This is a genomic window from Rathayibacter sp. AY1A7 (genome assembly GCF_002930845.1).
In the GTDB taxonomy this organism is placed as follows: Bacteria; Actinomycetota; Actinomycetes; order Actinomycetales; family Microbacteriaceae; genus Rathayibacter.
In genome coordinates, this window is sequence record NZ_PSTL01000003.1 from 209,538 (window position 1) to 234,872 (window position 25,335).

A 25,335-nucleotide genomic window follows, 5' to 3' on the forward strand; every position below is an offset into this window, starting at 1 on the left:
AGGGATGATGCCGATGCCGCGATCGCGAACCCGCCCGGTGACCATGGCCGATGTCGGCGCTGCTGCAGGCGTCACCGCTCGCACGGTCTCCAACGTGCTCAGCGGCAACGCCAACGTCAGACCCGAGACCCGCGATCTCGTCCTCAAGGCAGTCCGCGATCTTGGATACCAACTCAACGTCTCCGCGCGCGGACTGCGCACCGGCCAGACCGGGCTCATCACCCTCGCGATCCCGGATCTCGCGATCGAGTACTTCGGCCAGCTCGCGACGGTCATCATGTCGGAGGCCGAGCGGCACGGCTGGACCGTGATCATCCAGCAGACCGGAGCGCGCCGAGACGCCGAGATCGCCGTCCTCTCCGGCTCCAGCCGCCAGCTGTCGGACGGACTGATCTTCCAGCCCCACGCACTCGGCCCCGGAGACGAGAAAGTACTCGTCGGGGACCGCCCACTCGTTCTCCTGGGCGACAGGATCTTCGACGGCCCGGTCGATCACGTGACCATGGCGAACACAGCCGCCGCGGCCACCGCCACGCAGTACCTGATCGACCGCCAACACCGGCGCATCGCCGCGATCGGCAGCAACCCCGCCGGCGGATCCGTCAGCGCCGCAGCACTCCGCTTGGACGGATACCGCGGTGCCCTCGAGGCGAACGCGATCCCGTTCGACCCCGCCCTCGTCGCGGTCGCCACCGAGTGGCACCACGCCGACGGCGCCGTCGCGATGACGCGGCTGCTCGACTCCCGCGTCCCTCTGGACGCCGTCTTCTGCTTCAACGACACCCTGGCCTTCGGGGCACTGCACGCACTGCACGTTCGCGGCATCCGCGTACCGGAGGACATCGCCGTCGTCGGCTTCGACAACGTCACCGCCGCCGCCTACGCGATACCCGCCCTCACCACGATCGATCCCGGCAGCCGCCAGATCGCCAAGACGGCCGTCGACCTCCTCGCTCAGCGCATCCGGAACGGCCCTCCGGCGCACCCGAGCGAGATCGTCGTCGAGCACTCGCTCATCTCCCGCCGCAGCGCGTAGCACAAGCACATTAGTCAGCGACGAGCCGGTCCGCGCCCGAGAACACGTCTCCGAGCGCACACCGCTCGGCGTGCCCCGTCCACCGACCGACGCCCCACCGGCGCAGCGACCCGGCGCGAGGACTGGCCGGTGACGTCGCGAACGGATCCGTATGGAGAGCAGCACCTTCGCATGCATGTCGAGGTGGCTGGTCCGGTAGCCGTGAGCCTCCGATACGTCGCGCAGGCCGCGCCCGCTCACCCCGCGCCGGAACCGGCCCGGAAGTGAGCAGATTGCCAAGATCGATGCCCTTCGGGGAGGGGCTGGAACCGCTTCTACTAGATCTGAATATCGGTGTCGAACATTCCGACGGGCGGGGTCCTGCAAGGCAACGGTTCGCCCGGCAGGTTCTCGTCTGTCGCTCCCGTGAACGGTCCGTCTGTGGATAGCAGGGCGGCCATGTGTGGTTCGGCGTGGTTGATCCACCAGGCGCTGATCCCGAGTCCTGCGTCGAGGCGGGATGCTTCCCAGCTGCGCCAGAGCGCTTCGATGCGTTGCACGGCCTCATCGACGGTCCACCAGTCGGCGCGCCAGCGTCCGGTTCCCTGACCTTTGGCGGAGACGCGGCGGCGGTACGTGTAGCGCCAGTACTTCCGCAGCCACTCGTCCGCGGATCCGTAGACGAGGGTCGGGGCGGAGTCCTCTTCGAACGAGCGCTGCACGGCCGCTTCGGCGCGGGCCTGCATCAGCTCGACCCGCTCGGGCGTCAATGCTCGTTCCAAGGCTTCCTTCGTCATCCCGGCGATGATCCCGGTGATGACGTCCGCGACCTCTCTCGCGGCGATCGCGTCGACGTCGAACGCGCCGAGCATCGATGCGGCCGCGGTGTCGCCCTCTCCGTCGACGGCGGCTGAGAGGCCCGCAGCCTCTTGCACGTCTCCGCCCGCGAGCGGATCATCGTCAGTCACGCTGCGTCTCCGCTCGCTTGGCGTCCTCGTTCTCCATCAGAGCCCGCATCGACGCCGCGAGATCAATCGCCGGGTCCGGCTCGACGGACGCGCCGACCGGCTCGGCGCCGGTCACGACCGGCTGCGCCGACGTCGCCGCGACGGGAGTCGGCTCGGCGCCATGTTCTGGGGCGGTCGCGGGGTCGTGGGCGGCGATGGATGCCTTGATCGCTGCGACTTTCTCCTTCGTGCCCTCGTACCAGGGCACGGTGCGCAGCAGCGCGGCCCTCGATCCGGTGGAGAGCATTACGGCGCGGCCGCGGGGCATCGCTCCGAGCTCGTCCACGGTCAGGATCCGTTCGCGCTTCAAGGCGGTCGAGGTCGAGCGGACGCCCTTGTTATAGCTGGCGGAGGTCGTTTCGCGGTCGTAGTCACCGACGAGCTCGGAGACGTTCTGCAGGAAGTCGTTCTCCTTGACGCTGCCGAGGTAGAGGAACGCGTTCGATGCGCTCCACGGCTTCAACATGCCCTCCTTGCCCCGTGCCGCTCATCCAGGCGTCGATCCTCCCGCCCGACGGCAGGCGCGCCTAGCCGCGAGGCCCGCGTCTCTGCGGGACGGAGGCGCCTTCGTTTCCGCGGCGGGACGGCGCTCGTCGCTCCTGTGGTGGAAGCGCGCCCGTCACTCCTGCGCGCCCGTCACTCCTGCTCGGCCGCTGCGAGGGCGCGGTCGAGCCAGTCCGCGAGCAGCAGGCGCTCCGCGGGCGTGAGGCCGGCGAGCTCCGGTGCGAGGGCACGGACGCCGACGAGGGCGGTGAGCCGCCCGCCGTCGCCGGGGGAGGGCGGGTCGGCGAGGATCCCCGCGAGCACGCTGTCGAGCGCGGCATCGGCGAGACCGGGGTCGCGGTCGGCGGCGGGGGTGGAGAGCAGGGTGGTGACCACGCCGGTGCCCGCCGCCTGGATGAGGCCGACGGCGCGCTCCTCCGGCACGCGGAGGCGGCCCTCGGCGGCCACGCGCTGCACGCGGGCGGCGAGGACCCGCCGCCCGGAGAGGGCGGCCGGCGATCCGGAGGCGCGGCCCGGATCGCTGAGGAGGCGGAAGAGCGCGGGGTTGGCCAGGCCGAACTCCACCTGCGCGGCCCAGCCCGCGCGCAGGTCCTCGACCGGGTCGACGCCCCCGGCGACGGCCGCCTCGACCGTCCGCGCTTTGGAGTCGACCCAGGTGGCCAGCACGTGCTCCGCGACCGCCTCGAGCAGGCCGTCCTTGTCGCCGAAGAGGCGGTAGATCGCCGGGGCCTGCAGCCCGGCCGCCTGGGCGACCGCTCGCGTGGTGACGGCGGCGGGGCCCTCGTCGCGGAGGAGGCCGGCGGCCGCCTCGACGATGCGCAGGCGCGTGTCGGTCGGAGGAGTGGGGCTGGTCACGTATCGACGGTAGCGCACGGTTGCTATCGGCGGAATTCCGTGGTTATCTTCCTCGTGGTATCGCTGATACCCCTCATCGGAAGGCTCTCCCCATGATCATCGTGACCGGTGCCACCGGCGCTCTGAACGGCGCCACCGTCGACCACCTCCTCGACTCCGTCCCCGCCTCCGGGATCGCCGTCGTCGCCCGCGACGCCTCGAAGGCCGCCCGCTTCGCGGAGCGCGGAGTGGAGGTGCGCGTCGGCGACTACGCCGACCCCGCCTCCCTCCCGGCCGCCTTCGACGGAGCGGATCAGCTGCTCCTCGTCTCCTCGAGCGATCCGCGGGCCGACGCCGTCGCCCTGCACCGCACCGCCGTCGAGGCGGCCGACGCGGCCGGAGTCGGACGGGTCCTCTACACGAGCCACCAGGGCGCCGCCGCCGACACCCCCTTCAGCCCGGGCCGGGACCACGCGGCGACCGAGCGCCTGCTCGCCGAGTCCGGACTCGCCTGGACGTCGCTCCGCAACGGCTTCTACGCGCACAGCCTGGGCCTCTTCCTCGGACCGTGGCGGGAGACCGGCGTGATCGAGGTCCCCTCGGACGGTCGCGTCTCGTGGACGGCCCGCGAGGACGAGTCGGAGGCGGCCGCCCGGCTCCTCCTCTCGGGGAGCCCGCACGACGGGCCGATCACGCTGACCGCGACGGAGGCTCCGACGTTCGAGGAGATCGCCGGGATCGCGGCCGAGGTCGGCGGGCGGCCCGTCGAGCTGCGCGTCCTCGGCGACGACGAGTGGGTCGCCGCGCGCGTCGCGGCGGCTGGGCCCGAGTTCCTCGTGCGCTTCACCCTCGGGATGCACCGGGCGGCCGAGCGCGGCTTCTTCGCGGGCACCGGCCCCGAGCTCGGGCGCCTCCTCGGACGCGAGCCGCGCAGCGTCCGCGACCTGCTCGAAGCCGGACCGGCAGCCGTCACCGGATGACGCCGGGCGGGCCGTCCTGGGCCCGCCCGCGCGCCGCGGCACCGCGCCGTCCGCCGAGGCGCCGCCGAGGGAGCGGTGCCTCGGCGTCAGGGCGGTGTCCCGACTCCCTCCGCACGACGACGGGAGCCCGCCGCACCGGTGAGGTGCGACGGGCTCCCGGGGAGTGCCGTGCGTCAGCCGCAGCTGCGCGCGCTGTACGGCGCGGTGGCCGTGGCCGTGACGGTCTTGCCGCCGACAGTGGCCGTGCCGGTGACTGTCGCCTCGCCCGCGGCGAGCTGCGTCGAGCGCACCGTGAACGCGGCGGAGCCGGAGGCGCCCGGCTTCACGCCGGCGATCGTCTTCACGCCCTCGGGGGTGCTGATCGAGACGTCCATCGGCACCGTGTCTCCGTTCCTGCCGACGGCCGTCAGCACGACCTTGCCGGCGACGCAGCGCGACGTGGCGGTCGCGCTCACCTTCAGCGAGGACTGCACCGTGACCGTGACCTGCACCGGCATGCGCGACGCGTCCTGCGCGACGCCCGAGACCGTGAAGGTCCCGGCCGTGGCGTAGGCGGCGGGCGCGACGGCGTCCCAGGCCACGTCGACCGTGCTGGTGGTGCCGGCGGCGGTCGTGATCGTGGCGCGGGGCAGGACCGGCGCGGTGCCGGCCGTGGTCGTCGCGGTCAGCGGAGCGACCGAGGCGACGGCCAGGCCGGGGGCGTAGCCCTCGAGCACCTTCTGGTACTCGGAGCGCGTCACCGGGATGACCGTGCCGTGGCGGGGCTTGCCGCCGTCGGCGTTCTGCGGCAGGCCCGTGCGGAGCTTCGCTCCGAGCGGCTGCCAGGAGTCGCCGTTCGCGAGGTCGTCGGTGCCGAACGGGATGTAGTGGTTCGGCCCGTCGTGGTAGTTCGGCTGGTCGATGAAGAGGAACCAGTCGAGGCCGTTCACGTCGCCCTCGTTGGCGGGGAAGACGTTGGGGCCCTCACCGCTGGTGAAGGTCTTCCCGGGCTCGCCGTTGGGCAGGCCCGAGGCGACCTTCTCCTTGACCAGCGACCACTCGTCCGCCGGTCCGCCGGTGCCGGGCAGCGAGCCCGAGACGGTGGCCAGCAGGTCGGTGCTCTTCTCCTCGCGGAGGGTCATCGACGCCTCGTCCTTGGTGAAGCGGTAGTAGGTGTCGCCGTCCTTCGCGACCGTCGAGTCGATGGTGCCCTTGCCGGCGCCGCGCTTGACGTCGATCCACGGCTTCGCCTCCGAGAAGGAGGTGAAGTCCTCGGTCGTCGCGTACATCATCTGGTTGTAGGTGACGGAGGCGCGGTCGGCCGTGTTCGTGGTCGGGTACATGTTCGAGGCCCAGAACACGACGTAGGTCTGGAGCTCGTCGTCCCAGTACGCCTCGGGGGCCCAGGTGTTGCCGGCGAAGTCGGTGGAGACCTTGACGTGGCGCTGAGCGGACCAGTTCACCAGGTCGGTCGACTCCCAGACCTCGATGTACTTCGAGCCCGACTTCTGCGCCGTGTCGAAGCCGCCGGGGAGCCCGTCGATCTTCAGGTCGGTGGCGAGCATGAAGAACTTGTCGCCCTCGTGCGAGCGGATGATGAACGGGTCGCGCAGGCCCATCGTCCCCAGGTTCGAGGTGAAGACCGGCTTGCCGCCGTTCAGCGTGTTCCAGCTCAGCGCGTCGTTGCCCTTCGAGGCGGCGAGGCTGATGCGCTCGGCGCCGTCGCCCTCTCCGGTGAAGAACGCCCAGACGTACGCCTCGGTGTCGTCGGTGCCGGCGGGGAGCGGCTGCACCCGGAGGGTGAAGTCGCGGGTCCGGGTGGTGGATCCGCTGGTCGCGGTCGCGCGGACGACCACGTCGATCGCGGGGCTCCCGGTCGCGGGGCGGTCGACGTCGATGGTGCGGGTGCCGGCGGCGCTGCCGTCGCGGACGGTCGCTCCGCTCGGGCTGACGACGCTCCAGGCGATGCTCGAGCCGAGCGTGCCGGTGGTGGGCACCGAGACGTTCGTCCGGATGTCGCCGACGTTCGGGACGGCGATCGCGGCGAGGTCGCGCTGGACCTTCGTCGCGTCGTCCAGCTGCGCGGCGACGCGCACCGCGTAGTCGACCGAGCGGGTCTCGGTGCCGACCCTGTAGGTGGCGGTGAGGGTGGCGGTGGCGTCCGGCTGTCCCGCGGCGGGGCGCGTGACGGTCGCGGTGCCGCCGGTGATGGCCACGGCCGCGCTGTTCGACGTCCAGGTGATGCCGACGCCGCTGGCGGTGGTGGGCACCGTGAAGCCGGCGGTCGCCTCCGTGGGCACCGTGACCGACGCGACGGCGCGGTCGAGGGCCTGCGAGGAGTAGAGCGCCTGCACGGAGCTGCTGCTGAGGGCGCTGTCGTAGACGGCGAAGTCGTCCATCTCGCCGTTCCAGCCCGGGTCGTTGTAGGTCGAGCGCGCGATGTACGCGACGAGCGACGGGCCGAACGAGGAGACGTCGCGGGCGATCGTGCTCTGCGAGATCTGCGCGCCGTTGACGTACACGGTGAGCTTGCCGGTCGAGCCGTCGATGACGGTCGTGTAGAGCGAGAGGCCCGAGGGGGTGCGCGCGCCGACGGTCGGGGTGCCCGTCGCTCCGGCGCCGACCTCGGTGTTGTAGGGAGCGCCCGCGTTGACCGAGTTGGTGACGACCGACTTGGTGTAGCCGGAGAGGTTGCTCGGGTTGAGCAGCCAGTAGCCGGAGGAGAACGAGGCGCCGGAGGCGACGGGCGCTCCGACGAACGCGGCGGCGACGTTGCCCGTGCCGCCCTTGTGGGCGAGCCAGGTCGAGAAGGTCAGGTCCTTCTTGCCGACGAGGCCGGCGGTGGGGATCTCGAGGTAGGGGGCGGCCGCGGCGGATCCGCCGGGGAGGCTGATGAGCCCGTTGCGGAACTGGGCTCCGGAGCCGCGCAGCGTCGCGCTGTAGCCGTTGCCGCTGGTGTCGGCGACCGTGGTGCCGGTGGGGGCGGTGTCGAACGTGTAGTGGAGGAGCGGGGTCTCGGTGGCTCCGAAGGCGGAGCTGGGGACCGTGGCGCCGAGCAGCGCCGTGGCGGCGACGGTCGCGACCGCCAGAGCGGTCCTCACCGCCGATCGTGATCGTCTCATGCAGCTAGGCCCTCGTGATCGGGTGCGGCGTCGAGGCACGATCCGCAGGGCCGCGGAGGTGTGCGTCTTCGCACGGAATGTGAACCTGAACATCCTAGATCGCGGTATCGGATCCTGACCAGACCCCGGGAGAGGTCTGCGGGCTCCTGCAGAACGCACGCCGAGAGCGCGGTCCCTCGCCCGCCGACGCACAGGCCCTCCTCTCCGCCGACGTTCTGCAGGAGCCGGCCGGGTGGCACGATGTCCGCATGGCCTCCGACCGCCCCGTCCTGCTCGTCGTCGACGTCGCCGACGGCGGCCGCGAGGATCCCGAGTTCGAGATCGAGCTGCAGCTGCTGACCGCGAGCGTCGTCACGGCCGCCACCGCCGCGGGCTTCGTGGTCGACCGCATCCCTGCCGAGCAGGCCGGCGCCGCCGAGCTCGAGCGCCGGCTCGCCGCCGCCGACGCCGTCGTGGTCACCGGAGGGGAGGACGTCGACCCGTCCCTCTACGGCGGCCGACCCGACGACCCGCACCGAGGCCAGTCCTTCCCCGCGGCCGACCGCGCGCAGATCGCGCTCGTCCGCCGTGCCGTCGAGACGCGGACCCCGCTGGTCGGGATCTGCCGCGGGATGCAGCTGGTCAACGTCGCCCTCGGCGGCGACCTCGTGCAGCACCTGCCCGGCGCGGGTCACGTCGGCCGGTCGGTCCCCGGCGAGCACCTGTCGGGGATGGTCGACCACCGCGTGGCGCTCGAGCCGGGCAGCGCCCTCGCCGGCATCCTCGGCGCCGCGGAGCTCGTCGTCCGCAGCTCCCACCACCAGGCCGTCGACCGTCCGGGCGAGGGCCTCGTCGTGGTCGGCCGCGCCGACGACGGCACCGTCGAGGCCCTCGAGCACGAGTCCGCGCCGCTCTGGTGCGTGCAGTGGCACCCGGAGGACGCGGGCTCGCGAGGCACCGTGCTCACGGACCTGCTCGAGGCGGCGCTCGCCGCGACCGCTACTTGATCGACCCGCGCATCACTCCGCTGACCACCCAGCGCTGCGCGAAGAGGTACACGATCAGCAGCGGCGCCATCGCCATCAGGTAGGACGCGAAGGCGACGGTGTAGTTCGTGTTGAACTGCCCCTGGAAGACGTACTCGGCCAGCGGCAGGGTGCGGGCGGACGGGTCCGAGAGCACCACGAGCGGCAGGATGAAGTCGTTCCACGCCCACACGCAGGTCAGGATCCCGACGGTCGCGTTCATCGGGCCGAGCAGCGGGAAGATCACCTGCCAGTAGGTCCGCCAGGTCGAGGCGCCGTCGGTGCGCGCCGCCTCCTCGAGCTCGATGGGGATCGAGCGGATGAAGGCCGTGTAGATGAACGTGTTGATCGAGAGCCCGAACACGGCGTAGAGCAGGATCAGCCCGGCCTGGTTGTCCAGGCCCAGCAGGGCCGTCTCCTTCACCACCGGCAGCATGATGATCGGGAACGGCACGAAGACCGCGGCGAGCAGGTAGAAGTAGACGCCCTTGAAGAACGGCCTGTGCATGTTCCGGGCGACCGCGTAGGCGACCATCGAGTTCGAGAACAGCGTCAGCACGACGGCTCCGACCGTGATCAGCGCGGTGTTCACGAAGGCCTGCGGGAAGCGGGTCGCCGTCCACGCCTCGGCGAAGTTGCCCCACGAGATCGAGGTCGGCAGCTCGAACCCGGTGCCGCCGAGCTGGTCGGGCGTCTTCAGCGCGGTCACGACGGCGAAGTAGAGCGGCAGGAGGATCGTCAGCGAGCAGACCGCGATGAGCGCGGTCGCCCACCAGTTGATCCGGTAGGTGTCGCGGGAGGGCCGGCGCCGCCCCTCGGGCTCGCCGAGGGCGATCGCGGTCGTGGGGGTGATGGTCGATGTCATCAGAACGACGCCTCTCTGCGGCTGAGGACTCGGAACTGGATCAGCGAGACCACGATGATGATGAGGAAGTAGAGGACGGCGTTGGCCGTCTGATACGCGTACTCGCCGCCCTGGAAGCCGCCGCGGTAGATCAGCAGCGTGATCGACTCCGTCGAGGTGCCGGGACCGCCGTTGGTGAGGGCGATGATGTGGTCGAAAACCTGGAGGAAGTTCTTCATCGAGATGACCATGTTGATCGTGAAGAAGGAGGCGATCAGCGGGAACGTGATCGAGGTGAACTGCCGCCACCTCCCCGCTCCGTCGAGCGAGGTCGCCTCGTAGAGCTCGCCCGGGATCGTCTGGAGTCCGGCGAGGTAGATGATGATCGAGAAGGCCGAGGCCTGCCAGACCGCCAGCACCACGATCGCCACCCACGCCCAGTCGGCGTTCGCGAGGATGTTCTCGCCGATCACCGGGATCGCGCCGAGGATCTGCGGCAGCGAGTTCGCGAAGAGGTACTGGAACACGTAGCCGATGACCAGGGTCGAGAGCACGTAGGGGATGAAGTAGATCCCGCGGAACGCCGTCTGGAACTTGATCCGCGCGTTGAGGGCGACGGCGATGGCGAGCGAGATCACGTTCACCAGCACGGTCGCCACGATCGCGAAGCCGAAGGTGAACCCGTAGGCCTTCCAGACACGGTCGTCCTGGAGGAGCGCGAGGTAGTTCGAGGCGCCGATCAGGTCCCACGAGCCGTAGCCCGCGTAGTCCGTGAAGCTGAAGAAGATTCCGGTGAGGACCGGGACCGTGTGGAGCACGAAGAAGAGCAGGACGGCGGGGACCGTCATCCAGTAGAAGGTCTTCGAGGTGCGCCCGATGGTGCGCTTGCGGCGCGCGGGCGGCGGAGGAGTGGTCGCCACCGCCTGGGCGGCGGCCGTCGTGGTCGTGGTCATGGGGTCACTTCCTGGTCGTGCGTGCCGCGACTTTGCGCCACTCACTGTCGAGGGTCCGGAGCGCCGCGTCGGCGTCCCCGCTGGCGAGGAACGCCTGGAGCGTGGGGTTGAGCGGGATGCTCGCGGGGATCTGGTGGTCGACGAAGCCGATCAGCCGTCCCTGCTCGAAGTAGGGCTGCAGCTCGGCCAGCGTGGGGTCCGAGTTGGGTGCGGCGCCGACCAGCGGCGAGAAGGCGGCCTGGCTCGCGACGTACGGCTCGACGACTCCGGGGGTCAGCAGGAAGTCGACGAAGCGGCGGGCCGCGTCGAGCTTCGGAGTGCCGCGGCCGATGGCGACGGCCACGTCGACGCCCGAGGTGACCCGCGTGTCCGCCGGGTCGTCGAGCACCGGGTAGGGGAAGACGCCGAGGTCGATGTCCGGGTTGTTCGTGCGCACCGGGTTGATCGCCCAGATGCCCTGCGGGTACATGGCCGCCTCGCCCGCGGCGAAGGCCTGGTTGCCGTCGTCGTAGCCGCGGCCGAACGAGCCCTCCTGCGTGTACGAGAAGAGCTGCCCGAGCCGCTCCATCGTCGTGGCGTAGTCCTTCGTGAACGAGACGGGGGAGTCGGGGCCGAGTGCCGCTCCCTCCTCGCGCATCGCGTCGAAGAAGCCGTCCGGCTGCAGCTGCCCGCCGAGCGCGTTGAAGGCGGGGGCACCGGTCCAGTTGTCGAGCAGGGCGCCGTAGAAGGGAGTGATCCCGGCGGCGGTGAGCGTCTCGCAGACGGCGATCAGCTCTCCCCAGGTGGTCGGCACCTCGATCCCGTTCTCGGCGAAGATCGTGCGGTTGTAGAGGATCCCGTCCGCGTTGTTCGCGAAGGCGAGCGCGTTCACCTCCTTCCCCTCGAAGCTGCCGAGGGCGGCGAGGATGTCGAGGGCCGCCGGGTTCACCCGCTCGACCAGCTCGTCGCCGGTGAAGTCGTGGAACACGCCGGCCTTCGCGAGGTCGGCGTAGTAGCCGCTGCCGTTCAGGGTCAGCACGTCCGGCACCTTGTCCTTGACGAGCAGAGTGCGGATGGCCGTGTCGGGGTCGGGCACGTTGTTGGCGATGACCCGGATGTCCGGGTTGGCCGCCTCGAACTCGCGGATGATCCGCGCGAAGTCCTCCACCGCCTCCGCCTTGAACTGGAAGAAGTCGAGCGTGGTCACTCCGTCGCCGGCGCCGGGGGAGGCGCAGGAGGCGAGGGCCGCGGCGGACGCCGCGGCGAGCGGCACCGAGAGGAACAGCCGCCGGGAGAACCCGGGGGGATGCGGATGAGCGGACATGCGGCGCCTCCTTGCGCGTGGGGACAGGTCTCAGGGCGCGCTCGACCGCGGAGGGCGGTGCGAGAGCAGGTGCGGCGGCGGGGGAGCGGGTCGGCTCCGGAGTCGGGAGGGCGGGTCAGAGGGCGGTGAGCACGAGCACGACGAGCTGCTCCGGATCGAGGACGGGGGCCCGGAGCCCGACGGTGCCCAGTACGCGGCCGCGGAGCGCGGTCCCGTGCTCGGCCCAGCCGAGCGGCGACTGCCCGGGGCCGCCGAGCGGCGACGTGACCGGGGCGAGCGCTACGGAGTAGGTGCGCTCCGGGTCCAGGCCCGGGAGCGTGATCCGTCCGGGCGGGTAGGTCTCGCCGGTGCGCAGCTGGGCGAAGGTGAAGAGGGCGGCGGAGCGGTCGGCGGCGACGACTCCGGAGAGCGAGGCGGCGTCGTCGGCGAGGTCGGCGCGCACGACCGTCCCGGTGTGCAGCAGCGCCCGGTGCTCGCGGTGGAAGGCGACCCAGGCGGTCAGCTCCTCCTCGACGGCGGGGGCGAGATCCGAGACGTCCCACTCGATGCCGAGGTGGCCGGGCAGCGCGGTGCCGGCGCGGAAGGCGAGCGAGTGGGTGCGCTGCGTCGAGTGCGACCGCGGCCCTCCGATGTGCTGCCCCATCAGCTCGGGCGGCACCACCAGCTGGGTGAAGGGCTGGATGGTCTGCCGCTCGAGCGGGTCGATGCAGTCGCTCGTCCAGATGCGGTCGGTGCGGGCGAGGATCCCGAGGTCGACGCGGGCGCCCCCGGAGGCGCACGACTCGATCTCGACGCCGGGGTGCCGGGAGCGCAGCTCGTCGAGCAGGCGGTAGAGCGCGAGCACGTTCTCGTGGACGGCGGAGCGGCCGGTGGCGGGCGAGACCGCCTCGATCACGTCGCGGTTGTGGTCCCACTTGAGGTAAGCGATCGGGTACTCGGTCAGCAGCGCGTCGAGGGCGTCGAGCACGTGCTCGAACGCGCCGCGCTGCGAGAGGTCGAGGACCTGCTGCTGCCGCCCCGAGGCAGGGAGGTGGCCGGCCGGGCCGAGGATCCACTCCGGGTGCGCGCGAGCCAGGTCGGAGTCGGGGCTGATCATCTCGGGCTCCACCCAGAGGCCGAACTGCATGCCCAGGCCGGTGACGACGTCCGTCAGCGGGGTGAGGCCCTCCGGCCAGACCGCGGGGTCGACGGTCCAGTCGCCGAGCGCGGCGGTGTCGTCGCGGCGGCCGAGGAACCAGCCGTCGTCGAGCACGAAGCGCTCGACCCCGATCCGCGCGGCCCGCTCGGCGAGGGCGGTGAGGCGAGCGAGGTCGTGGTCGAAGTAGACGGCCTCCCAGGTGTTGAGGGTGACGGGCCGCGGAGCGACGGGGTGCTGCGGGCGAGCGCGGAGCGACGCGTGGAACCGGGCCTGCAGAGCGCTGAGCCCGTCGCCCCAGGAGCCGTAGGCGACCGGGGTCTCGTAGCTCTCGCCCTGCAGGAGCTCGATCTCGGCGGGCCGCAGCAGCTCGCCGGCCGCGAGGAGCGAGACGCCCTCGACGGTGCGCTCGGCGCGGAGCGAGGTGTCGCCGCTCCAGCCGAGGTGGATGCCGTGCACGAGCCCGCGCTCCCAGCCGAAGCCGGGCGTGCCCGCGGCGAGGAGGAGGGTCGCGTCGGCGCCGGGGCGGCCGCGGCGGGTGCGGCGGGTGTGCTCGCCGATGGTCAGCGGGCGGCGCTGCGGGTGGCGCTCGCGGAGGTGGTGCCCGGTGGTGTCGAGGATCTCGCGCGCGGTCGCGGGGAGCGGGAAGCCGAGCTCGAAGCGCTCGAGGCGGAACGGGCGGGCGTCGAGGTTCTCGACCCGGGCGCGCTGGGTGAGCAGGCCGGCCGCGTCGACCTCGAGGTCCACGGTCAGGCGCACGCCCGCGCCGGTGGCGACGGTCCGGAGGGCGGAGCCGAGCGCCTCGATGCTCTCGACCTCGAACCGCTCCGACGCGGCCGCGCGCTCGTGGGTGCCCTCGAAGGTGGGGGCGTGCTGCCAGCCGTCGGCCTCGACGGCGACGAGCCCGAATGGCGCGAAGGCGTCGAGCCCGCCCGAGACGCGCTGGGGGAGGGCGGCGTCTGCCAGGGCGGATAGTTCGGCGGCGGAAAGATCTCCGAGCGCGGCGCCCCAGTGCACGATAGTGGGGAAGGTGACGAGGCGGGCGTCGACGACGACGCTGGTGCCCCCGTCCTGCAAGTGGAAGAGGCGCGATTCCCGGCCGGAGAGGGTCACGGAGTCGTTCGTGGGGGCGATGCTGCGGTGCATGGCTTATTTCTAGAGCAGAAGTAATAGGGGTGTCAAGAGCGGCAGGAGTGGCCGGATCCGTTCCTGGTTCGGCGCAGTGCCGGTAGCTTTCTACCAGGCCGGAAAGAAGGAGCCCCGTGACCGACACCATCGTCGCCGAGGACGCCTCCGGGAGCTCCTCCGAGCTCCTGGCGCGCGAGGTCCTGATCCACGGTCCCGTCTCGCGGGCCGAGCTCGGCCGCCGCCTCGGCCTCTCGCCCGCCAGCCTGACCCGGCTCGCGCGCCCGTTCCTCGACGGCGGCCTGGTCGTCGAGGGCCCCGAGCAGAGCACCGGAGTCGGCCGCCCCGCCCGACCGCTCGACATCCGCGCCGACGCGCTGAGCTTCGCGGGCGTGAAGATCACCGGCACCGAGGTCCTCGCCGTCCGCACCGACCTGCGCGCGCGGACCGAGCGGGAGCTGGTCCGCCCGCTGCCGGGCACGGAGCCCGCCGACGTGATCGCCGCGATCGTCTCGGTCGTCGACGAGCTCGGCGGCCCCTCCGCCTTCGCCGGCCTGGGCGTGACGCTCGGCGGGAGCATCGCCGCCGACGGCCGGGTGAGCCGCGCGCCGTTCCTCGGCTGGCGCGACGTCGACCTCGCCGCTCCGCTCTCCGCCGCCCTCGGGCTGCCGGTCGCCCTCGAGAACGACGTGGTCGCGCTCACGGGAGCCGAGCACTGGTTCGGACGCGGCCGCGGCATCCCGCACTTCGCGGTGCTCACCGTCGGCGCGGGCGTGGGCTACGGACTGGTGGTGCACGACCGGGTGGTCGCGCCCCCGGAGGCGGGGCTCGGCCTGGGCGGCCACTACCCGCTGGATCCCACCGGCCCCGTCTGCGAGGCTGGCCACCGCGGCTGCTCGACCGCGATGCTCAGCCTGCCCTCGCTCCTCCGCCAGCTCTTCGTCGCCACCGGCCGCGAGCTGACCCTGGCCGAGGGCTTCGCCGCCGCTCGCGCGGGCGACCCCGGTGCCGAGCGCATCCTCGCCGACTCCGGCAACGCGCTCGGGACGATGATCGCCGCGATCGGCAACCTCTCGATGTCCGGCACGGTGATCCTGGCCGGGGAGGGCGTCGCCCTCTACACGGAGCAGGCCGCGGTGGTGGACGCCGCGATCGCGGCCACGCGCGACCCGGACGCTCCGCCCCTGGCGCTGCTCGTCGACGACGGCGGGCTCGTGGAGTGGGCGCGCGGCGCGGCGGCCGTCGCGATCCAGCGGCTGCTGCCGCGGATCGCGCTCGGGACGCTGGGGTAGCGGGGCTCCGCGGCGCGCGGGTGCTCGGGGTGCCGGGTCTCCGCGCCCAGTGGGCCGTCGGCACGCTCGCCCGGCGGATCTCAGCGCCGCGCGGAGGCTCGGGATGTCGGCCCGGCGGGTGTCCGCTCCGGGCGGGTACCGGGACGCCGGCCTCGCGGGCTAGACGCCGAGCGCCGAGCCGGGCAGGTCGCTCTGCAGGCCGTCGACGATCCGGCCGAACGCCGCGATCGCCTGGTCGTCGCCGAGACGACCGGAGTCGACTCCTCCGGCGATGCGCAGGACCTCGGCCCGGCGCTCCGCCCTCTCCACCGCGTCGAGCCCGGAGGCCCCGATCGCTGCGGATGCGCGCACTCGCGCGACGATCGTGCCGACGTGCCATCTGCCGCGTGCCATCTGTCTCCTCCTGAACTCCCCGACCTTCTTCGGAGGGGACGCACACCCGGATGGGTGCGCGTCCCCCGTCCTCACCCCCTGTCGCTCCGGCGATGCGTCACGAACGGTCGTCATCCGGCCGCCGTGGCGACCGTTCGTGACGCATCGATCGAGCTGGGGAGGCGGAGCGCCCGCTCGCGGAGAGGGGGCCGGGGCGCCAGACTGACGGCGAGCGGAGGGAGGCACGATGCGACGCCTCCGCGCCCTCGCCGCCGCGCTGCTCCTCCTGCCCGCCCTCGCGGCCTGCGCGCCGGGAGGCGCGACGGGCGCCCCGAGCGGCACCGCGGCGGCCACCGTGGCTCCGACCACCGCCACCCCGGCTCAGGCCACCCCCGACCCGGCCCGCTCCTCCGCCCCGTCCGCCCCGGCTCCCGGGGTCACCGTCTCTGTCCAGCAGAACCGCTCCGACATCGCCGGCGGCACCATGGTCTTCGAGGTCCACAACGGCAGCGGCGCCCCGATCGAGGTCACCGCGGCCCGCCTCGTGGACCCGCGCCTCGCCGTCCCGCTCACCTGGACCGGCGGCACGGGCGTCCCCGACGGGACCTCGCGCGACCTCCGCGTCGACGTGCCCGAGCCCGCCTGCCCGGCCGCGGAGGCGCCCGCTGCGCTCGAGGTCGTCCTCGCCATCGACGGCCACGGCGAGCACGCGTACCCCGCCGACGACCCGTTCTCGTTCGTCGACGCTCTCGCCCGGTCCGGCTGCTTCGCCCGCACCGTCGACGCCGACCTCGCCCTGCGGATCGACACGTCCGGAGGCGCCGCCCACGAGCCGGCGCGCCTCACCATCACCGCTGACGTCCGGGGCACCCCCGTCGTGCTCCGCAGCGTCGACGCCACGATCCTCCTGCAGCCGCCCGACGCCGCCGACGCCTGGACCCTCGACCGCTCCGTGCCCGCCGGGACCCTCGGCTCCGTGGTCCTGGACGCCGTCCCCACCCGCTGCGACACCCACGCGCTCGCCGAGGACAAGGTCGGCACGCGCCTGCCGGTCACCGTCGAGACCGCGGGCCGGCAGGGCACCGTCGTCGTCGCCGCGACCCCCGAGCAGAAGGGCGAGCTCTACGCGTTCATCACCGCGTACTGCGCGTCCTGAGCGGGGAGGCGGGGGTCCGGGGGCGCGGACGCCGGCGCCGCGGACGCGTCTCGCCGTCCACCTCGGCCGTCACTCGCCACCGCTCGCCCGCGTCGGCAGGTTGCGCCGTCGGCCGCGCCGAGTCCTGCCCGCCGTGGGACGAGCCCGGCCTGCCCCGCCCCGCTCGGCTCGGCTCAGCCCGCTCGACTCAGCTCAGCCCGGTTCAGCCAGCGCCCCGCCCCGCTGTGCGCGCCCCAGCCGCGCCCGTCCGCTTCACGCCGGCGCCGTGCTCAGCGCCTGCAGCCCCGTCACCCGCAGCAGGTCGAGCCGCGCCTCGTCCTCGCTGCCCGGCGCCACCGTGTAGACGACGATCCGCAGGTCGGTGCCCGGAGCCGTGAGCACGTCGCAGTCGATCATGATCGGTCCGACGGGCGTCCGCGTCACCGTCTTCCGGCTCGCGCGGTGCTCGGCGATGCGCGCCTCCGCCCAGCGCCGCTCGAACTCGGGCGACTCCTCGCGCAGCCGGGCGACGAGGGCGGCGAGCGCCGGATCGCGCGGGTAGCGCCCGGTCGCCGCGCGCAGGTCGGCCGCGAGGTCGCTCGCGAAGTCCTCCTCGTGCTGCGCGTCGAACTCGGTGCCCGCGTGTCCGGAGGTGAAGTGCCGCCAGACGAGGTTCCGCTCCAGCCCGGTGAACACCGAGGGGTCGCCGTTGAGGGCGGCCCAGAGCGGGTTCCACAGCAGGATGTCGTGGGCCGCCGTGAACACCGCGAGCGGCACGTCGCCCAGGCGGTCGACGATCCGCTGCACGCCCGGGCTCACGTGCTGCGGCACGACGCCCGGCGAGGGGACGGCGACGCCGGCGACCCGGTAGAGGTGGTCGCGCTCGCTGTCCGTGAGCCGGAGCGCCACCGCGAGAGAGCGGAGCATCGACGGCGACGGGTTCCGTGCGCGTCCCTGCTCGAGCCGCACCAGGTAGTCGACGCTCACTCCCGAGAGCGCCGCCAGCTCCTCGCGCCGCAGGCCCGTGGCGCGGCGGCCCGAGCCCGCGGGCAGGCCGACGTCGGCGGGACGGATGCGGTCGCGCCACGAGCGCAGCACCGTGGCGAACTCCTCCATGCCGCCCATCCTCCTCCGCCCGCCGTCGCCGAGCCAGGTACTGCCGGTCCCCCCGTCGAGCGCGGCCTGGTCGAGGCCCGACCACCCGCGCAGGATGGGCGCATGACCACGACACTCATCACCGGAGCGAACCGCTCCCTCGGCCTCGAGACCGCCCGCCGACTCCTCGAGGCGGGCCACACCGTCTACGCCGGCATGCGCGACACCGCCGACGGCGACGCCGCCCGCGCGCTCGGCGCCCACCCCGTCCGCCTCGACGTCACCGATCAGGCGAGCGTCGACTCCGCGATCGCCTCCCTGCCTGGGCTCGACGTGCTCGTCAACAACGCCGGCGTGCTCGGCACCTCGTTCGGCGTCGACGACCTCACCCCGGAGGCGATGGCGGGCGTCCTCGAGACGAACGTCGTAGGCATCGTCCGCGTCACACAGGCCGCGCTCCCGCTGCTGCAGGCCTCCGCGGCCCCGGTCGTCGTGAACGTGGCGTCCGGAGTCGGCTGGCCGCGCTGGCTGAGCACCGAGGGCCACGACGAGTTCCCCGTCACCGCGATCCCCTACGCGGCGTCGAAGGCGGCGGTCGTCGCGCTCACCGTGCAGTACGCGAAGAACCTGCCGGCGATGCGGATCAACGCGAGCGACCCCGGATACACCGCGACCGACTTCAACGGACACGGCGGGCACCAGACCGTCACCGAGGGCACGGACGCGACCGTCGCGCTCGCCCTGCTCGGCTCCGACGGGCCGACGGGCGAGTTCCACGACCGGCGCGGGCGCATCGAGTACTGAGCGGCGGGGAGGGCGGGCGCGGCCGGGCGGGGGCGGCCGGACACCGGCCCGGACCCGGCAGGCGTCCACGTGCCCGTTCGAGGAGCCGCTGCCCCGAGCCCGGCGTGCGTCAACGCGCCCGTTCGAGAAGATCCCGGCCCGACCCGACGTGCGTCCGCGTGCGCCCGAGACGCGGTGAGGTCCCCGAACCCGCCCTCGGCGCACCGGCCAGCACATGGTGATGAGGTGTCCTGTCTGCGCGGTCACCGGTCCTCGGTGCTGGGCTGTGAGTGACGGCCGGAGCCGGGACGCTGCCCACCGCGTGACAGAGGGCCGGATGAACCGCCGGCCCGACGGTGCGTGCTCGCTCCGGTGCGCCTACCGACTCACCGCGTCTCGTGTCAGCTCTGCAGCTCGACCCCCCAGTTCGTCCTCTGGACGTCGGCGTCGAGCCCGCGCAGCTCGCGCGCCACGGCGTCCGCCTGCTCGCGCAGCTCCCGCACCGGCAGCGCGGGCAGGCGGCGCAGCTCGCTCCGGAGCTGGCGGTAGCCGCGCTCGCCGGCGGCCGCGTCGGCCGCGCGGGTCAGGAGGCTGTGCCGGGCGCGCAGGGCCTCGCGCCGGGCGAGCGCCGCGGTCAGCACCTCTCCGGTGGTAGTGGTCGCCGTCGCGTTGGTGAGGTTGATCGCCGTGACCAGCCGCTCGAGCTCGCCCAGTGCGCGCGTGCAGTCGGCGAGCAGCTCGGCCGGGTCCTCGGTCGGCTCCTCCCCCTCCTGGTAGGAGGCGTTCGCGACGATCCGCGACTGGAGGGCCTCGATCCGCTTCTGCAGGTCGGCCCGCTCGAGGAGTGCTTCGGCGAGAGTCATGCGACCAGGCAAGCACACATCGACGGGACCCGCCCCCCTAGGCTGCGACCGTGCCGCTGCAGAACCATCCCGGAGACGTCGAGTTCCCCGTCCGACCCCGGCTGCGCTACGCGCGGGCGGCCGATGCGCACCGCCGCGGTCAGGGCGCCGGACGCCGCGCCCTCCTGGTGACCGCTTTCGCGGCTCCGGTGGGCCTGGTCGGCTTCGCGTGGGGGCTCGCGCTCGGCGGCGGCGAGAGCGTCGTCGCGTTCACGGCGTTCGCGTTCGCTCTGGCCTTCGGGCTGCTCGCCGCCACGGTCGGCTTCCAGCAGTGGGATGCGCGCGCGCCGCGCCGCGAGCAGCTCGCGTACCTCGGCGCGGCCGGCTCGCCGACCCCGTCCCTCCGCCAGCAGCAGCTGCTCGCGCTCGACGCGGTCAGCGACTTCTCGTTCGCCGGCTGGAACTCCTCCCTCGCGTTCCAGCCCTCCTGGGCCGAGCTCCCGGAGGAGCTGCGGCGCCGCTACGCCGACGGAGCGAAGGGAGCGCCGTGGCAGCAGCTGCCGCTGCATCCGCTCGTCGAGCACCGGGTCGCGCTCGACCGCGACTTCCGCATCGCCTCGGCCGACGACGTCGAGCTGCTGGTCGCCGACGTGCTCACCCGCGGGCCGCTCTCGACCCGCTTCGCCGAGGTCTCGGCCTCCGCCGACGCCGAGCGGATGCGCTCCCGGGTCGCCGCGCTCACGGGCGGCAGCGAGTTCCACCTCCTCGAGCTCGCCCAGGCGGTCGACGGGCGTCCGCCGCTCCTCCTGCTCGCGGGCGACGCCGAGCGCACGATCGGCGCGATCCGCTACGCCTACGTCGCCGGCTACCTCCCGGCGGCACGGGCCTGGGAGCTGCTGGCCGCCGTCGGCGACCGCGTCTTCGAGCGCTACTCCGGCTGGGACGCCTACTGGGCCGACGCGGCCCTCGCGATAGCCTTCCGCACCGACTCGCTCGGCGCCGTGCAGCACCACCATCGTCTGCGCGCGGAGCTCGCGGCCTCGGGGTGGCCGGCGGCGTCGGTGCCGTACCCGGGCTGAGCGCGGGGCGGCTGCGGAGACGGTGCCTCCGAGCCGGAGCGTCCGGACCGGAGGCGTGCGCCCGCGCATTTGTCGCCGGCCGCCGACAGGGCTGTCGACCCGGAGAGCTTCGCCCTCGGCGTCAGCCCAGCTTCGAGGCGGGCACCGTCTCGAGGTGGAGCAGGTCGCGGCGCAGGCGCTGCGAGCGGACGTAGCTGCTCAGCACGTGCTCGGGCGAGGGCGGGGAGTCGCTCCCGCCGAGGAGGGCGCGCGCGGTCGTGAGGCGTGCGCGGCGGATCTCGTCGAACACGGTGGTGCCGTTCCGCGCGAAGGTGCGCTGCAGCGTCCGCTTCGGGACGCCGAGGCGCTCGCAGATCTCCTGGACCGAGAGGCGGGGGTCGGTGGACATCGCGGCGATCAGGGCGAGGGCGCGCGTGTAGACGTCCTCGCTGCTCTCGCGCGGCAGCGAGGTCGCCAGCACAGCGCCCGCCAGCTGCTCGACGGCGGCCCGCACCAGGGGGAAGGCGGGGGAGTCGGCGTCGAGGGTGGAGCCGAAGGTCGCGTTGACGGTCGAGAGCAGGATGCCGCGGCTGGCCGCGTCGGCCTCGGTGACGACGGCTCCGCGGTCGGCCGAGTCGACCAGGCCCAGCAGCGGGCGGTCGAGGGCGATCTCGGTGCGGGCGCTCGGGGTGTCGGTCACGATCGTGAACGGGGAGTCGCAGTGGAGGAAGGCGATGTCGCCCGGCGCGACGCGGACCTCGAGTGCCGCCGGATCGTCCGGCTGGATCACGATCGCGCCCTCGAGCGGGATGATCAGGCGGACGCCCGGGCCGATGGCGGAGGTGCGGTGCAGGCGGGCCGGCGAGTGCCAGATCCGGAGCACGTCGACGCCGTCGCTGCAGAGGGTGTCGGCCACGATGCGGAACGCGCCGTTCGCGCGGACGTCGACGCCGCTCTGGGCCAGCCACGCGGCCGCCGCGGTGTCCCGGCGGGACACCCCGCGATCGACGATCGGTCGGCTGCCTTCTGCGATTCCCCTCACGGCGGAGTCCTTTCCTCTGGCGCGTCCTCCGTACGACGCGATCCCTCTACCCTGGCCGATCCGGGCCGGTGGTGAGAAGTCTTCATGCGATCGCATCGTCGCTCACCTCCACCGCAAGGTGTCGGATCCCGCCATCGGGGGGCGGAACCGCACCTCCGGGGTGCGCCTCGGATCGACGTGGACCTCGAGCGCGGCGACGTCGGTGAAGGGCCGGTCGTCGCTCGTGCGGCCCCGCAGCACGATGGAGTGGCGGAGCGTCCGCGGTGCCCGCAGGGGCGCGATCGTGTAGTGCGCGACGGCCACGAATCCCGCTCCCGGGGCGACCCGCTCGGGCCGGCCGACAACGGTGACCGGGGCCTCGTCGTAGTCGAGCTCGACGCCCGAGCCGTCGGTGAAGGAGCCGCAGAACAGGGCGAGGTCGTGCAGGGCGGCGGTGCCGGAGTTGTGGAACTGCATCCAGAAGGTGATCACGGCGACGGAGCCGCGGGCGGGCGCGAGCCGCACCGCGCTGCCGTCGAGGACGAGGTGCGGGGGCGCATCGAGCGTCGGAGCTCCGAGCATCAGCCGCGCCGCCTGACGCCCGCCGCCGGTGCGGCCACCGGTTGCGCTGCGCGTCCCGCCAGCTGCAGGAGGCCGCACGCGGCGACCACTCCGACGAGGGCGGCCGCCCAGCTCAGGTCCTGCTGGTCGAACTCCCGGAGGTGCGCCGGGACGCCCGTGTATCCGAGGATCCCCTGGGCCGCGACGACGGTGGCGAAGGCGAGCATCGCGGCCGTGGCGGCGACCGCGGCCGGGGTGGGCGGGTCGCCCTCCGAGTCCTGGGCGAAGCGGCGGACGGCGTGCGCGAGGGCGAGTGCGCAGAGGGCTGCGGCGACGAGGGCGGCCGCGGTGTAGGCCGGGCCGGCGGCCAGCAGGAGGAGGGCGCCGACGACGACCCGCAGGCAGGCCGGGAGGACGCCGGGAGCGCTGCATCCGCGCGCGCCCGGGCCTCCGCCGAGGGCCGCGGCGCGGGCGCGGGACTCCTCGAGGCGCCTCCGGACGCCATGAGGACCAGCGGCGCGGAGCAGGGCGGTCGCGCCCGAGGCGAGCAGCGCGACGCCGACGAGCAGGGGGAAGACGAGGGCGGCGGCGGGCAGGGCGGGGGCGGCGTCGGCAGGGGTCATCGGGTCTCCTTCGGGGCGGGGACGGGGCGCGGCACCTCGATGATCCGTCCTCGCGGAGCGCCTCGGGAGGCCGGGCGCGAACGCTCACGAGGCAGGCGCGCCAGAACGTCAGAACGCGCCAGTGGACCGTGCCGCCGAGCTGTGCCAACGGCACCGCGGAACGTGCCACGCGCCTCCGAGTGCCCGCTGCGCCCCGTTTGGTGACGGCCTACGCTCACCGGATGGACGAGGTGCGGGACGCGTACGGCGCGCGGGCGGAGGAGTACGCGGCGCTGCTCGGATCGGTCGACGCGGGGCCCGCGGCCGACCGCGAGCTGATCGGGTCGTGGGCCGACGGGCTGGAGGGCACGGTCGCCGACGTGGGCTGCGGGCCCGGGCACTGGACGGAGTTCCTCCAGCGCCGCGGAGCCGCCGCGATCGGCGTCGATCCGGTGCCTGAGTTCGTCGCTCTGGCGCGGGCGCGGTTCCCGGACGTCCCGTTCCGGCTCGGCTCGGCGCTCGAGCTCGACGTCGACGGCCTCGGGGGCGTTCTCGCGTGGTACTCGCTCATCCACCTGCCACCGGCGGAGCTGCCCGGCGCGGTCGCGGCGCTCGCCGCGCACCTCCGACCGGGCGGAAGCCTGCTGATCGGCTTCTTCGAAGGGCCGCGCTCGGAGGCGTTCGCGCACGCCGTCGCACCGGCGTGGTTCCATCCGCTCGCCGAGATGCGCGCGCTCGCCGAGCAGGCCGGCCTCGAGGTGACCCACTCCCTCCGCCGCAGCGCCCCCGGCGTCCGCGACCACGGCGAGCTGATCGCTGTCCGCCCCCGCTGACGCCGAGCTGATCGCCGGCCTGTGATCCGGACGCCGCCGACGCCGCGCTGGTTCCGCGCTGACGGCACCCGCTCCTGCTGGTCACCGGCGGCCGACGTCCCGGCCGACCGCATCCCGCCGAGACACCACCGCCCCGCCGAGACGCCGCCGTCTCAGCGGTGCTGCGGCGGTCCCGGCGGTGTCCCGGCGGACGAGGGCCCCCGCGCCTAGAGGCGATCGGCGCGCCACTCCGTGGGGATCTCCTCGCCGCGGCGGAACGCCTCCTCCTCGCGCTCGCGCAGCTCGACGCGGCGGATCTTGCCCGAGATCGTCTTGGGCAGGGGGTGGAACTCGAGGCGCCGCACCCGCTCGAAGGAGGAGAGCAGCTCGCGGGTGTGGGCGAAGATCGCGCTCGCCGTCTCGGCGGTCGGCTCCCAGCCCTCGGCGAGGGTGACGTACGCCTTCACCACGCTGTGGCGCACCTCGTCCGGAGCCGGCACCACCGCGGACTCGGCGACGGCGGGGTGCTGCAGCAGCACGCTCTCGACCTCGAACGGCGAGATCTTGAAGTCGGAGGACTTGAAGATGTCGTCGGTGCGGCCCACGAAGGTGATCGTGCCGTCGACCGCGCGGACCGCCACGTCGCCGGTGTGGAAGTAGCCGTCGGCGCGGGCGCGCTCGGTGCGGTCCTCGTCGCCGAGGTAGCCGGACATCAGGTTGACGGGCTCGACGGAGAGGTCGAGGCAGATCTCACCGGTGGAGGCGGGCTCGCCGGTCAGCGGATCGACGAGGGCGATGGCGACGCCGGGCAGCGCGCGGCCCATCGCTCCGGGGACCACGGGGGCGCCGGGCGGGTTCGCGATGATCGCGGTGGTCTCGGTCTGGCCGTAGCCGTCGCGGATCGTGAGGCCCCACTCCCGCTCGACGGTCGCGATGACCTCGGGGTTGAGCGGCTCGCCCGCCGAGAGGATCTCTGTCAGCGCGCGCGGCTTCGCTCCCAGCGCCGACTGGATCAGCATCCGCCACACGGTCGGCGGCGCGCAGAACGTGGTGACCTCGGCCCGGTCGAGCTGCTGGTGCAGAGCGGTGGGGGAGAAGCGGCTGTAGTTGTAGACGAACACCGTCGCCTCGGCGTTCCACGGCGCGAAGAAGCAGCTCCACGCGTGCTTGCCCCAGCCCGGCGAGCTGATCGCCATGTGCACGTCGCCCGGCTGCACGCCGAGCCAGTACATCGTGCTGAGGTGCCCCACGGGGTACGACTCGTGCGTGTGCACGACCATCTTGGGCTTCGAGGTGGTGCCGGAGGTGAAGTAGATCAGGCACGGATCGGAGCTCTCGACGACCACCGTCGGGCTGATGCCGAAGGGCTCGAGCGAGTCGGCGTAGTCGAGCCAGCCCTCGACGGCGCCGCCGACCGCGATGCGGCCGAAGCCGCCCTCCATCTCGTCGAACTTGGCTGTCTCGGAGGCGTCCGCGATGACGTGCGCGACCTCGCCGCGCTCGAGACGATCGGCCAGGTCGGCGGGTGAGAGCAGGGTCGTCGTGGGGAGGATGACCGCGCCGAGCTTCATGATCGCGAGCATCGACTCCCACAGCTCGAGGCGGTTGCCGAGCATGAGCATCACGTGATCGCCCTGCTCGACGCCGACCGAGTGGAGCCAGGCGGCGACCTCGTCGGAGCGCCAGCGCATCCGGTCGAAGGAGTACTTCTCCTCGGAGCCGTCCTCCTCCACGATCCAGAGGGCGGGGCGCTCGTTGCCGATGGCGATCGCGTCGAACCAGTCCACCGCCCAGTTGAAGCGGGGCCCGACGTCCGGCCACTGGAAGGCCTCGTTCGCGGCGACCGCATCGGTGCGGTGCTGCAGGAGGGTGTCGCGGGCGGCGCGGAAGCTCCCGGTGGGGTTCATGCATGTCTCCGTAGCGGTCGAGGTCCGGCCGCTGGCGGGACCGACCCCCA

23 protein-coding genes are annotated in these 25,335 nt (G+C 73.3%); 8 read left to right on the forward strand and 15 right to left on the reverse strand.

Going from position 1 to position 25,335, the window contains the following annotated elements:
• The first annotated feature begins 13 nt into the window (after nucleotides 1-13).
• Nucleotides 14-1,036: a LacI family DNA-binding transcriptional regulator gene (locus tag C5B95_RS04690; protein WP_104348634.1), complete on the forward strand. Its 1,023-nt coding sequence runs from the start codon at nucleotides 14-16 to the stop codon at nucleotides 1,034-1,036.
• A 317-nt stretch (nucleotides 1,037-1,353) separates the two neighbouring features.
• Here C5B95_RS04690 and C5B95_RS04695 read toward each other — a convergent pair whose 3' ends face one another.
• The 3 genes from C5B95_RS04695 to C5B95_RS04705 form a co-directional block, all read right to left on the reverse strand.
• Nucleotides 1,354-1,887, reverse strand: a complete 534-nt coding sequence (locus tag C5B95_RS04695) for a DUF4913 domain-containing protein (RefSeq protein WP_146076489.1) — start codon at nucleotides 1,885-1,887, stop codon at nucleotides 1,354-1,356.
• A gap of 88 nt (nucleotides 1,888-1,975) precedes the next feature.
• A complete protein-coding gene (locus tag C5B95_RS04700) occupies nucleotides 1,976-2,488 on the reverse strand; it encodes a TraM recognition domain-containing protein (RefSeq protein ID WP_104348592.1) in 513 nt (170 codons plus the stop codon).
• Nucleotides 2,489-2,658: 170 nt separating this feature from the next.
• Nucleotides 2,659-3,381 carry a TetR/AcrR family transcriptional regulator gene (locus tag C5B95_RS04705; protein WP_104348593.1) on the reverse strand — a complete coding sequence of 241 codons (723 nt, stop codon included), beginning with the start codon at nucleotides 3,379-3,381 and terminating at the stop codon, nucleotides 2,659-2,661.
• Between the two features lie 92 nt (nucleotides 3,382-3,473).
• On the opposite strand from C5B95_RS04705, the gene C5B95_RS04710 reads away from it, so the two are divergent.
• Entirely contained in the window at nucleotides 3,474-4,340 is an 867-nt protein-coding gene (locus C5B95_RS04710; protein ID WP_104348594.1) for an SDR family oxidoreductase, read from the forward strand.
• 173 nt (nucleotides 4,341-4,513) lie between these two features.
• Here C5B95_RS04710 and C5B95_RS04715 read toward each other — a convergent pair whose 3' ends face one another.
• On the reverse strand, nucleotides 4,514-7,420 hold the full coding sequence (locus C5B95_RS04715; protein WP_181067998.1) for an immunoglobulin-like domain-containing protein: 2,907 nt from the start codon (nucleotides 7,418-7,420) through the stop codon (nucleotides 4,514-4,516).
• Between the two features lie 269 nt (nucleotides 7,421-7,689).
• Here C5B95_RS04715 and C5B95_RS04720 point away from each other — a divergent pair, with 269 nt between their 5' ends.
• Nucleotides 7,690-8,427: a gamma-glutamyl-gamma-aminobutyrate hydrolase family protein gene (locus C5B95_RS04720; protein WP_104348596.1), complete on the forward strand. Its 738-nt coding sequence runs from the start codon at nucleotides 7,690-7,692 to the stop codon at nucleotides 8,425-8,427.
• Here the strand turns inward: C5B95_RS04720 and C5B95_RS04725 are convergent.
• The 4 genes from C5B95_RS04725 to C5B95_RS04740 form a co-directional block, all read right to left on the reverse strand.
• On the reverse strand, nucleotides 8,420-9,310 hold the full coding sequence (locus tag C5B95_RS04725) for a carbohydrate ABC transporter permease (protein ID WP_347877594.1): 891 nt from the start codon (nucleotides 9,308-9,310) through the stop codon (nucleotides 8,420-8,422). The two genes, C5B95_RS04720 and C5B95_RS04725, sit on opposite strands and share 8 nt — an antisense overlap.
• Nucleotides 9,310-10,242: a carbohydrate ABC transporter permease gene (locus tag C5B95_RS04730; protein WP_104225874.1), complete on the reverse strand. Its 933-nt coding sequence runs from the start codon at nucleotides 10,240-10,242 to the stop codon at nucleotides 9,310-9,312. The genes C5B95_RS04725 and C5B95_RS04730 overlap by 1 nt, the downstream gene beginning before the upstream one ends.
• Nucleotides 10,243-10,246: 4 nt before the next feature.
• Nucleotides 10,247-11,545: an ABC transporter substrate-binding protein gene (locus C5B95_RS04735; RefSeq protein WP_104348597.1), complete on the reverse strand. Its 1,299-nt coding sequence runs from the start codon at nucleotides 11,543-11,545 to the stop codon at nucleotides 10,247-10,249.
• 115 nt (nucleotides 11,546-11,660) lie between these two features.
• On the reverse strand, nucleotides 11,661-13,826 hold the full coding sequence (locus C5B95_RS04740) for an alpha-galactosidase (RefSeq protein WP_104348598.1): 2,166 nt from the start codon (nucleotides 13,824-13,826) through the stop codon (nucleotides 11,661-11,663).
• Between the two features lie 116 nt (nucleotides 13,827-13,942).
• Between C5B95_RS04740 and C5B95_RS04745 the strand changes: the two genes are divergently transcribed.
• Complete coding sequence (locus tag C5B95_RS04745; RefSeq protein WP_104348599.1) at nucleotides 13,943-15,097, forward strand: ROK family transcriptional regulator; 1,155 nt, start codon at nucleotides 13,943-13,945, stop codon at nucleotides 15,095-15,097.
• A 159-nt stretch (nucleotides 15,098-15,256) separates the two neighbouring features.
• Here the strand turns inward: C5B95_RS04745 and C5B95_RS04750 are convergent, their stop codons facing one another.
• The gene (locus C5B95_RS04750; protein WP_104232900.1) at nucleotides 15,257-15,490 is read right to left on the reverse strand and encodes a hypothetical protein; all 234 of its coding nucleotides are present in this window, start codon (nucleotides 15,488-15,490) and stop codon (nucleotides 15,257-15,259) included.
• A gap of 226 nt (nucleotides 15,491-15,716) precedes the next feature.
• Here C5B95_RS04750 and C5B95_RS04755 point away from each other — a divergent pair, with 226 nt between their 5' ends.
• Nucleotides 15,717-16,625: a hypothetical protein gene (locus C5B95_RS04755; protein ID WP_104348600.1), complete on the forward strand. Its 909-nt coding sequence runs from the start codon at nucleotides 15,717-15,719 to the stop codon at nucleotides 16,623-16,625.
• A gap of 252 nt (nucleotides 16,626-16,877) precedes the next feature.
• Here C5B95_RS04755 and C5B95_RS04760 read toward each other — a convergent pair whose 3' ends face one another.
• Nucleotides 16,878-17,720, reverse strand: coding sequence for a helix-turn-helix transcriptional regulator (locus tag C5B95_RS04760; protein ID WP_104348601.1), 843 nt, complete (start codon nucleotides 17,718-17,720; stop codon nucleotides 16,878-16,880).
• Nucleotides 17,721-17,822: 102 nt separating this feature from the next.
• On the opposite strand from C5B95_RS04760, the gene C5B95_RS04765 reads away from it, so the two are divergent.
• On the forward strand, nucleotides 17,823-18,503 hold the full coding sequence (locus C5B95_RS04765; protein ID WP_104232897.1) for an SDR family NAD(P)-dependent oxidoreductase: 681 nt from the start codon (nucleotides 17,823-17,825) through the stop codon (nucleotides 18,501-18,503).
• 380 nt (nucleotides 18,504-18,883) lie between these two features.
• On the opposite strand, the gene C5B95_RS04770 is transcribed toward C5B95_RS04765, so the two are convergent.
• Nucleotides 18,884-19,345: a DIP1984 family protein gene (locus C5B95_RS04770; protein WP_104325639.1), complete on the reverse strand. Its 462-nt coding sequence runs from the start codon at nucleotides 19,343-19,345 to the stop codon at nucleotides 18,884-18,886.
• Nucleotides 19,346-19,395: 50 nt separating this feature from the next.
• Between C5B95_RS04770 and C5B95_RS04775 the strand changes: the two genes are divergently transcribed.
• Entirely contained in the window at nucleotides 19,396-20,403 is a 1,008-nt protein-coding gene (locus C5B95_RS04775) for a DUF1266 domain-containing protein (protein ID WP_104314648.1), read from the forward strand.
• A 121-nt stretch (nucleotides 20,404-20,524) separates the two neighbouring features.
• On the opposite strand, the gene C5B95_RS04780 is transcribed toward C5B95_RS04775, so the two are convergent.
• The 3 genes from C5B95_RS04780 to C5B95_RS04790 form a co-directional block, all read right to left on the reverse strand.
• Nucleotides 20,525-21,379, reverse strand: coding sequence for a helix-turn-helix domain-containing protein (locus C5B95_RS04780; RefSeq protein ID WP_146085188.1), 855 nt, complete (start codon nucleotides 21,377-21,379; stop codon nucleotides 20,525-20,527).
• Nucleotides 21,380-21,526: 147 nt separating this feature from the next.
• Nucleotides 21,527-21,985: a hypothetical protein gene (locus tag C5B95_RS04785; RefSeq protein ID WP_104282897.1), complete on the reverse strand. Its 459-nt coding sequence runs from the start codon at nucleotides 21,983-21,985 to the stop codon at nucleotides 21,527-21,529.
• Nucleotides 21,985-22,587, reverse strand: a complete 603-nt coding sequence (locus C5B95_RS04790) for a hypothetical protein (RefSeq protein ID WP_104348602.1) — start codon at nucleotides 22,585-22,587, stop codon at nucleotides 21,985-21,987. Before C5B95_RS04790 ends, C5B95_RS04785 begins: the two co-directional genes overlap by 1 nt.
• Nucleotides 22,588-22,808: 221 nt before the next feature.
• Here C5B95_RS04790 and C5B95_RS04795 point away from each other — a divergent pair, with 221 nt between their 5' ends.
• Nucleotides 22,809-23,399: a trans-aconitate 2-methyltransferase gene (locus C5B95_RS04795; protein ID WP_104348635.1), complete on the forward strand. Its 591-nt coding sequence runs from the start codon at nucleotides 22,809-22,811 to the stop codon at nucleotides 23,397-23,399.
• 206 nt (nucleotides 23,400-23,605) lie between these two features.
• Here the strand turns inward: C5B95_RS04795 and C5B95_RS04800 are convergent, their stop codons facing one another.
• Nucleotides 23,606-25,285 (reverse strand): AMP-binding protein, encoded by a 1,680-nt coding sequence (locus C5B95_RS04800; protein WP_104348603.1) that lies wholly within the window; start codon nucleotides 25,283-25,285, stop codon nucleotides 23,606-23,608.
• Nucleotides 25,286-25,335 lie beyond the last annotated feature (50 nt).